This window comes from Thermogutta sp. (assembly GCF_039793925.1).
Taxonomy (GTDB): Bacteria; Planctomycetota; Planctomycetia; order Pirellulales; family Thermoguttaceae; genus Thermogutta.
Genome location: NZ_JBAMME010000191.1, coordinates 1 through 8346, shown reverse-complemented (window position 1 = coordinate 8346; position 8346 = coordinate 1). Strand labels below are relative to the sequence as shown.

Sequence of the window (8346 nt, the reverse complement as noted above, 5' to 3'; positions counted from 1 at the left end):
GCACTGGGAGCGGCGGGCCGCCTCCCGCGCCGCCTGCACCGCCGGAAGTAAGAGCGCAATCAAAATGCCGATGATGGCGATCACGACGAGAAGTTCCACCAGAGTGAAACCGCGACAACGACAGCCGAGGCAGAATCTTCGCATGGCTCCACCTCCAGAACAGACAAGACCATACCTTCCCAACACGCATTGACACAACCTTCAGGAATGTTTTACAAGCCTAGGCAGGCAGTGTCAACGAAATTGTTAGTAAACATTTGAGCCGGATATTCTTTTCATGCGCTCGATGCGCATGAAATATACATGTGCAATGTTGTGTCGGGCTCGAAATGTGTGTCAGGTTGCGGTCGGCCCTGTCTTAAGATGCGAGACAGATGGTCTCCTTCGGCTAATCCGCAAAAACAACGCAATAACAAAACGAAAAGCGGTCGCCTGAACAGCGACCGCTTCGAAGAATCTCCACGTCGATCAGGGGCAATGCCCTGAGGAAAACTTCGGTGAAAGTCAGTCCATCTTTAACAAATGCGGGTAAATATTACCCGGAAATCGGATTCACTCTTTCACTCTTGTCTACTGGGATTACTCGTACTTAATTGTGCAACCAAAGGCCTTGGTCTCCGCGACAGGCGGGGTTTGGCCTGCCAGGAGCGCATCGAGGGCGTCTCGAAGGTAATGCTTTTTCACCTTGGCCGGGTCCATGTTGTCGTCAATCGCGCCGATGTAGGCGATCTTCCGCTCGGAGTCCAAGACATAGACATGGGGAGTCACCCGGGCGCCGTAATCATGACCCATTTTCTGGCTGGAATCATAGATGTATGGGAAGTTGAATCCCTTTTCCTTTGCTCGCTCTTTCATGCGATCGAGTCGATCTTCCGGGATGTTGTTCACGTTGACTGCGATCACCTGGACGCCTTTATCCTTGTAATCCTTCTGAAGAGCAATGAGGCGATCTTCATAAGCCTTCGCCACAGGGCAATGGTTGCACGTGAAGACAAGGACGATGAGCTTGGCGTCTTTGTAGTCGGCGAGGGAGTGTTCCTTGTCATCCACTCCGATAATCCCTTTCCAATCTGGGGCGGGATCACCGACCTTCACACCCTTTTGCTCAGCCACAGCGCACGATCCCAAACCCAAGGCCAGCATCAAATAGCCGAGCCCCAGCAAGGCACTCATGACGCGTTTCATAGGTTCACCTCCACACAAGCCAAAGGAGCCAACAACTTTCACACCAGCTTCATCTGCTGGTTGCCTTTCGCCATTGAAAATTCGGCAACCGACCAGGGGCTGACACTCACGGCACTAAAGATCATACGAAGGAAACTTTCGAAGGCAAGTCGGCATCGTTTGCGAAAACGGAAACGAATTCGCGTGGCGAAAGGAAATCGAAACGCGAAATTCCTCGAGAAAGAATTGTGTCAACAATTTCGCATTTTTTTGATCCGTTGGAGGGACGCCTTCCATGCCACACCGTGGCGCTTTCCGCATCTCTTTATACTCATCCACGTTGTCGTAAGCGTAACCGGTGCGGGGCGTGAATTTGGCCTTTCCAGCCTTTGAAAAATTTGCTATTTAGCACAGCCGCGCAGGTTGCCAGTAAATCGCCAGTGTTTCTCTCCCTTCAGGGAGGACGATCGAATGGACTTGGCATCCGCGTGACGCCGCCTGGAAGTACCTCCTGGGTTGGATGAGAAACGCCGGGTGGAAGTCCCACCTGGAAAGCACCAAAAGAACGTCACGGAACATGCTTCGCCAGCATGGAGGATCCCCCATGCCTGCATGGGTGCAACGGCTGAACACGCATTTGGTCTCGTGGCCGGGTCGGTGGCTGATTCTTGCGACAGTTTTGATGGTGGCACCGGTTGTGGCCATCACGATCAAGGTATTTTGGAACGGTCATGGGACGTCGGCCCAGGCCGAGGAGGTCAATCGAACCGATGTTCCCCAGTTGGCGGTTTCCCCTCAGCCGCAGCCTTTCGTTCCCGGATCTAGCGTTCATCCGCTCCAGAATCCCGCGTCTCAGTCTGGGGTGAACGCGCCGGTGGTATCTGGTCCGCCACTGAATCCGCCGGAAAATCCCTTGCGCAGTGGATCGCGGCCCTTACCCGCCGACCGTGGGCAGTTGTCCTCCCGGAAGATCTCCACCAAGGTGAATGGGCAAGAGCCTGCGGCGAAGCAACCGGGGAACGACGCGGGCGGACCTTCCGATTCCAAATCAGGTGAGATCCCGACTGTGTTCGAATCGCAACCCGCGGGATCGCCCCGCGTCTTGCCGCCGCCTCCGCAAACGTCGGCAACATCATCATTGGGACCGGTTTCGGGCAGTCCTAACGCCGGTTGGATCGTTCCCGACGCACCGGCTGAGGGGACTGTCCCACCCTCATCAGAGATCAATTCACTGAAGCAAGCGAATGCTGCGTCTGCGGAAAGTTCCCATGTTGCGCCGAACGACGCCGCGTCCACGAGCATCCCCGATGCCTCGGAAGTGCTTTCGGCCCAGGACGCGCCCGGGCAGACACCGTCTCAACCCACGGCACCGCAGGAGGCGCAGGCAACGCCGCCGGCTTTCAACCCGCGGCCAGCCGAACTCCAAACACAGCGGGCTGATGCCGCCTTTGACCCGGGAGCGGTGTCGGTTCCCGGGAGTGCCAGCCCCTTGGCGACGTCCGCTACTGCTTCACCCTCCCACAGTCAGCTGAACGCTTCGGAATCCGGTCCTGTGACGCGTTCTGCCTCACCGGCGGCCAGCCCGTTCGACACTCTTCCTCCCCCGCCCACAGGTCAAACGCCGGGGATCATCACGCCTCCGCCGACGCGGGCCCTGCCTCTCCAGTCGGGCGCGGAAGCCGCAGGCGGTTTTGCGTCCGGAATGGGAACAGCGTCGGACGCAGAAGGGGCATCCCTGCCGGCAGGATCAGAGGGGGATGCCCGGCCGGGTGATGCCAGTTTGGAAGGACCACAAACCCCACAAGTTACCATTCGGAAAATTCTTTCCAGCGAGGTTCAAGTAGGAAAACCCGCCAGCTCCCGGATCGTGATCCGCAACAGCGGGGCGATTCCCATCAATAAAGTGGAGGTCCAGGATCCGATCCCCTGGGGCGTCCGCGTGTTGCGGACCAATCCGCAGGCGAGTCAGCAGATGCACGGGACTCTCGTGTGGACGGTCGGCCCCATGAAGCCCGGCGATGAAATCGCCCTGGAAGCGGAGTTCATGCCGTTGCAGGAGGGAGAACTAGGGAGCGTCGTGACGGTTCTCGTCTACGCCCAGGCCTCGGCCAGGACGCGTTCCACCCGGCCGCAACTCGCGTTAAAGGCTGAGTTTCCGCCTCAGGCCCTCATTGGTGATGAAATCACGGCCACAATTACCGTGACCAACACGGGTTCGGGAGTGGCCACGAATGTGGTGTTGGAGGAACACGTTCCGCAGGAGATGCAGCATCCCGCCGGCAGTGAGCTGGAGAATGTGCTGGGGGACCTTCGCCCAGGGGAATCGCGGCAGGTTCAGCTACGCCTGCGCACCGTCCGGGCAGGAACGGCCGTCAATCGGCTGATCGCTCGGGCAGACGGCAACGTTCGAGTGGAGAATCAGAGTACGATCAACGTTCTGGCGCCGCAACTGAAATTGGCTATCGAAGGACCCGCTAAGCGCTTTCTTGATCGTGAAACAACGTACCAGATTTCTCTGACAAATGCGGGGACCGCCAGTTCGCGGATGGTGCGGCTGACAGCCGCGTTACCGCCTGGGTTGCAATTCGTGCGGGCGAACAATGCGGGGACGTACGATCCCACCACGCATAGCGTCCAGTGGCTGTTGCAGGAATTGCCTGTCGGACAAACGGGGCAGGTGGAACTTGTGGTGCGGCCGATTGCTGCCGGGGAGCAGCCGCTCACCTGCACGGTCCGCGATGAACTCGGCTTGGGAGACGATCAGCGGCTGGCCATCCAGGTGGAAGGCATCTCCGCACTCCATTTCCAGGTGGCGGACACGCGCGATCCGGTGGCCGTGGGCACAGAAACCGCCTACGAAATCCGCGTCGTCAACCAGGGAACCAAAGAGGCGACGAACGTGCAGGTCATGGTGATCCTGCCGGAGGGCCTGCGACCGCTTGCGGGTGAAGGTCCCACGACCAACACGATCAATGGATCGGAGGTCCTCTTCGGTAAGTTGCCCCGCCTACCTGCCAAAGCAGAGGCTGTGTTCCGCGTCCGCGCCCAGGCGATTGCCCCGGGAGATCAGCGCGTCCGCGTACAGATCCTCAGTGATGATATTCGGCTGCCCATCACCAAGGAAGAAAGCACGCAGGTGTATTCCGATACACCCTGAAAGCCGTGAATCTGACTGAAGTAAACGGTGGACAGTGCCAAGCCGAGACGTCAAAAGTGGAGGAACAACTCCCCGGCAATGGTCGGGCGGCTAAAACCCCGACATCGAGCCGGAGGCTACTGTGCCGTGTGGGTGCTTCCCAGCGTGCCGCGAGAGACTATTCGGTGTGGACATCCCATCCGGCCCCGAATATGAGATCGTAGGGCAGCGGCGTCTTCACGGTCGCCTGATCCTGGCCGCCTGCGCTATCACGGACTTTGACAAATTCAAATCCACGGAGAATGAGCATCGGGCGGGGCGCTTCGGTCAAAAGACGGGCAAAAATCAATTGTTCCGGCGTAGCCGTGATCAACTCATCGAACACGCTATCCCACAGGGCCGCCTTATCCCGGTCCAGCGGTGAAGTGGCCTCGGCCTCAATGAGAGCGAATCCACGCACCGTCACGCGATAGAGGGTGCCACCAGTGAGCTGATCAAAAAGATCTGTTTTGTGGGGCTTGAATTGCAATTCATCTTTGAGGACGGAATCAATAAGTTTCGCACGATCCACACCGACCTGGGAATAGGCCACCACTGACGGAAATCCATGAGCGCGGACATCGTAGCCGGCCGCTACGCGGCGACTGAGTCCCCACTGCCCTTCAAAGATTTCGTCGCCAGGACCGTCGAAGAAGACCGCACGATCGTTATTCCCATTGGCAAACGCATCCACCAGCTCGAAAAACTTGATTCGCAGGTAGGACTGGGCGGTGATCCATTTCACATGGCCGAGGGCCGGTTCAAACTTCATTCGGGCGGCAGTATCTGCACCATTTTGCCAAAGAGAGTCGGAAAGCCTGGCTGTATCGTTGCCTCCCTGCGTGCCGTAAATGTGAATCTCAGCGAATCCCGTGCCGACGATAGTTGTTAGTGGATTCGCGATATTCGAACCAGGTGAATCAAGGCCACCCCGATGAAAGACGACCCGATCCGGCCAGGCTTCCACCTGATCGTCGCCGATGGAATCCCTCACGATCAACACATCGTGGCCGAAACCCGCCTGAATAGCGATTGTCTGGCCGGCTTCCGAGGTGACTGGCAGGTCTAAGGAAAGTCCCTGGAGGGTGATCACCGTGCCCGGGTTAAACGCGTCTCCGGTAAAGTAGACTTGCACTGTGTCGTCGTCCAGGGTGTCGAAAACGGTGATCGCGCCTGTTGCGGGGTCTCGATCCACAAGATTGGCAATCGTCCAGAGCACTTCGCTGGTTGGGTAGCCGGGGGCCACATCCAGAACAAGGTGGTACACGGTACCAGGCTGGACACGGGAAAACTCGAGTTGGATGGTGCTGTCAACGACCTGGGAGACGGCCAGCGGAGGGAGTTTTGGATCGGCAAGAGGATCACTCTCGTAGAGAGAGAAACGGATGGCGCCAGGATCCTCTGGTGCGGGGATCCTTACGGAGAGCCCTGCGGCGTGTGCAGGAATCAGTTGATAGAAGATTTTTTCAGCCCCAGGCTCGGTTTCCACAATTCGTCGCAGATCAACAGTCCCCAGATCGAGCCGCTTTGTATACAGGATCTCGGTGCTCACGGGATCGCTCGTGAGGTGGGTATCGTCCTGAGCGATTGCGAAAAACCGGTACCGCCCTAGTGGCCAGGCGCTAAGGGCGGTCGCGTCAATTTCCCAGATGGCCTCGCCCTCCGCGGTTACGTTGGTTTCACCGAGAAGCGTGTCGCTTGGGTCCCAGTCTCCGTTCCCGTTGGCATCGAGATAAAGCCCCACGGCTTGGACGGTGGGAAGCCCATTGGGATCAGACACGCCCTGGGCACGGAGAACAAGCGATTCGCCTCTCAGGACGATTGCAGAATCGGCGAGTAATTGAGCGATCACAGGTGGTCGAGAAAAGGAGATGGCGGCGGCAAAACCGTCCTGGTCCCCTGGCTCGCCGAGGAGCACGGTCGTTGGCCAACGGGGAGTGGAATAGGTGTTACCCACCACGTGCAATCCGGAATTCGGCGTCGGCACGAGTGCCACAACCGAGTCGTCGGCTTCTCCTCCCAGGGCATGGCTGCTGAGCAGTTGGCCGGTGGTCGCAAGCCGAAGGAGGAATCCTTCATTGCCCCCGCTCGAAGAGCCGAGAATCCGCCCTCCCACCCAATCCGCCAGGGCCGTTTGACCGCCCACCAGGATCGTGCCGTCGTCCCTAAGGGTGATAGTCGCCGCACTGTCATCGCTCGTTCCGCCAAGGTACGTGCGCCAGAGAGTTTGACCGTCTGATTGGACGGCCAGGACAAAGCCATCCTGGTTCCCCTGGGGTTCGAGGAGAACGGTGCCGCCCGGCCAATCAGTTGATGCAGTCCGACCTGCCACGTAAACGGTGCCTGCTGATGCTACGACAGCGACGGCCGCGTCCTCCGCGCTCCCACCGAGGTACGTGGACCAGACGCGCTGTCCGGTGGACGACAACCGAACCAGAAAGCCATCGTACGAACCGCCGTAGGTGAGGTCCTCACCGGCCACCATCCAGTCGGGAGAAGATGTCCGGCCCACCACGTAAATGGCACCCTCGGCAATCGCCAGGGCGAGAGCATAATCGCGCTGCGAACCGCCCAAATAGGTGGACCAAACGAATTGGCCGGTGGTGGTGAGCTTGGCGGCGAAGCCGTCGAACGCACCACCGTTGTAGGTCGAGTCGAAGCCGCCACGGACCCATCCCGAAGAACTCGTCGTGCCCGCAACGTAGATACTTCCATTACCGTCCAGCGCGATGGCCGAAATGGCGTCCCAGTCGCTTCCACCGACGTAGGTCCCCCACAAATAGCCCCCTGTCGGGCTGAGCTTGACCACAAAACCATCACCGAATCCGGCGTAGGTCGTGTCGTATCCGCCGGAGATCCAGCCCGTTGAACGCGTCCATCCAGCGACGTAAATATTCCCATCCGCGTCGACCGCTACACCAGCCGCCCCGTCGTCGAGGGTGCCACCCAAATACGTTGACCAGAGCGGCGTGCCCTCGGGCGAAAGTTTCACCACGAAGGCATCGCCGTCGCCGCCCCATGTGGTGTCGTAGCCATCGGATACCCAGCCGCTCGAGAAACTTGTGCCCACCAGGATGAGATTCCCGTGGGGGTCGAGGGCGGCGGCACGAACCTCGTCATACTGAGTTCCGCCAAGAGAGCCGTTCCAGGAAACGGAGGATAAGTCCGCGAGCGAGTTGGCCGAGAGAAATAGCCGGGATTCCAGGAACTCCAGCGTCAATTCTTTCTGGACAGGCCGCGACCGGCAGTCCGAGCGAAAGTGGCGGCCCCCCAACCATCGCGTTGAGGACCGACGAGGAAAAGCATATTTCGCGAAGGACAGAAGGGTCTTTTCCCCAGGGCACCGTCTCCCAGCACGCCGCGGCATGGAGGCGATCTCCTTTTTTTCGCTTTCTGCTAGGGTCTTTATACACGTGTGTTACCGGAGATCACCGACTGTGGGTTGGAGCTGAATTCGCCGGAAAAAGGCTTGCTCAGTTGTGTTGGATGGATCCGTCTTACGGCGAAGACGTGCAGTCGGGAGCACCGGCCCCAAGTGCCACCAGATTATCGCAATGGGTGGCCACGTGCAATCTCCGCCGGGCCTGACTCCTCCCCACTTTTGCCCTGCCGCTGGAACGGGGCGCGAACCTCGACAAGGGCTTGCACAGAAGTAAGAATCAGGCCCGAGGAACCTGCTTGTCCCGTTCGCATCGAGTGAGACCTGCGCGTCAGATCCGCTTCTCAACGTTGGGTGATTCGTTTTGCGTCTTCGGGCACGGCAACGTGCGCCTCTGCGTTCGGATCTGACCGAAGTTCTCAGATCTGGGTAGCGGGAATTCAAATTCCGGTAGGAGCCCATTTGGGAATTTTCCCTACCAGGGATTCAAATAAATAGACGGATAAATAGACGGACAGGCGAACCGTGGAGGCTGGCGACGCCATCGGGCTTGATTGGCGAAACGGGGCTCATATCAGAGGGCTCGCCAATTTGGCCGGGCTACACCAAAAAGGGCTGGTCTTCTTCG

The 8346-nt window shown here is 58.8% G+C and carries 4 protein-coding genes; 1 reads left to right on the top strand and 3 read right to left on the bottom strand.

Annotated elements, in window-relative coordinates; all coding sequences use genetic code 11:
• Together ABJK56_RS07020 and ABJK56_RS07015 are read right to left on the bottom strand one after the other, a co-directional pair.
• Window positions 1-144 (bottom strand): prepilin-type N-terminal cleavage/methylation domain-containing protein (locus ABJK56_RS07020; RefSeq protein ID WP_347243954.1); only part of this gene is annotated, 144 nt, incomplete at its 3' end.
• A 435-nt stretch (window positions 145-579) separates the two neighbouring features.
• Entirely contained in the window at window positions 580-1185 is a 606-nt protein-coding gene (locus ABJK56_RS07015) for a thioredoxin family protein (RefSeq protein ID WP_347243953.1), read from the bottom strand.
• Window positions 1186-1768: 583 nt separating this feature from the next.
• Between ABJK56_RS07015 and ABJK56_RS07010 the strand changes: the two genes are divergently transcribed.
• Complete coding sequence (locus ABJK56_RS07010) at window positions 1769-4321, top strand: hypothetical protein (RefSeq protein WP_347243952.1); 2553 nt, start codon at window positions 1769-1771, stop codon at window positions 4319-4321.
• A 157-nt stretch (window positions 4322-4478) separates the two neighbouring features.
• On the opposite strand, the gene ABJK56_RS07005 is transcribed toward ABJK56_RS07010, so the two are convergent.
• Window positions 4479-7706, bottom strand: coding sequence for an SBBP repeat-containing protein (locus ABJK56_RS07005; RefSeq protein ID WP_347243951.1), 3228 nt, complete (start codon window positions 7704-7706; stop codon window positions 4479-4481).
• Between the last annotated feature and the right edge of the window lie 640 nt (window positions 7707-8346).